1 protein-coding gene is annotated in these 1,032 nt (G+C 64.0%); it reads left to right on the forward strand.

Annotation, left to right across the window (positions count from 1 at the left end; all coding sequences use genetic code 11):
• The coding region (locus KGQ19_RS48705) for a polysaccharide deacetylase family protein (protein WP_212022462.1) at positions 1 to 774 on the forward strand (774 nt) is incomplete at its 5' end.
• Between the last annotated feature and the right edge of the window lie 258 nt (positions 775 to 1,032).

Genomic DNA, 1,032 nt, shown 5'->3' on the forward strand with positions numbered 1-1,032 from the left:
CAGCCCTCCAACGCCCCCACCGGAACCCCCAGCGCACCATCAACCACCAGCACCGGCCTGCCCGGCCCCGAAACAGCGGACGCGGCCCTCCTAGCCTCCCGCTACGACGGCCTCAAGCCCTTCGCCCCGGCCCCGCCACCCCCCGCGACCAAACCGGTCAACACCAACGTGGACCTCCCCCCAGTCATCAGCCACATCCCCACCGACCAGAAGATCTGCTTCCTGACCATCGACGACGGCGCCGAAAAAGACCCCGCCTTCCTCCAAATGGTCAAGGACTTCCGCATCCCCATCACCATGTTCCTGGCAGACATCTTCATCCAGGACGACTACAACTACTTCACCCAACTCCGAGACACCGGCTACTGCACCATCCAGAACCACACCCTCCACCACCCAGACATGCCGACCCTGACCCCCGCCCGCCAACTATCCGAGGTCACAGGCCAACAGCAAAAGCTGGTCAAGACCTACAACACCCACCCATACCTCTTCAGAGCCCCCTTCGGAAACACCAACAAAGCAACCCAAGAGGCCTGCAAGCAAAACAACCTCAAAGCCATCTGCTACTGGCGAGCCTCCTTCCAAAAACAAGGCTTCCAATGGCAAGCCGCCGACAAAAAGCTCCGCCCCGGCGACATCCTCCTAGCCCACTTCCGAGGCCCCAAAGCCAACGGCAAAGGCTGGCCCGAGATGCACGAACTGATGACCAACCTGTTCCGCATAGTCCAAGAACAGGGCTACACCTTCGCCCGCCTAGAGGACTACGTCTAAGCCCCACGCCACAGCCCCACGCCTGACGCCCACAGCTGAGGCCCACGCCCGAGGCCCACAGCTGAGGCCCACGTCCGAGGCCCACAGCTGAGGCCCACGTCCGAGGCCCACAGCTGATTGGCCGGCGCGCTATCGACCATCGGCCCACCGGCCGGCGGTAGCCAGACCCCGGCGGCCCTGTGCAGCCCCCTCGACCAACACGCTGCCCCCGCCACCTTGTCGCAGCTGGCTACTGCGTGCTGTTCTGCGCATGTCTCT

Origin of the sequence: Catenulispora pinistramenti (genome assembly GCF_018274385.1) — a bacterium.
Lineage (GTDB): Bacteria > Actinomycetota > Actinomycetes > Streptomycetales > Catenulisporaceae > Catenulispora > Catenulispora pinistramenti.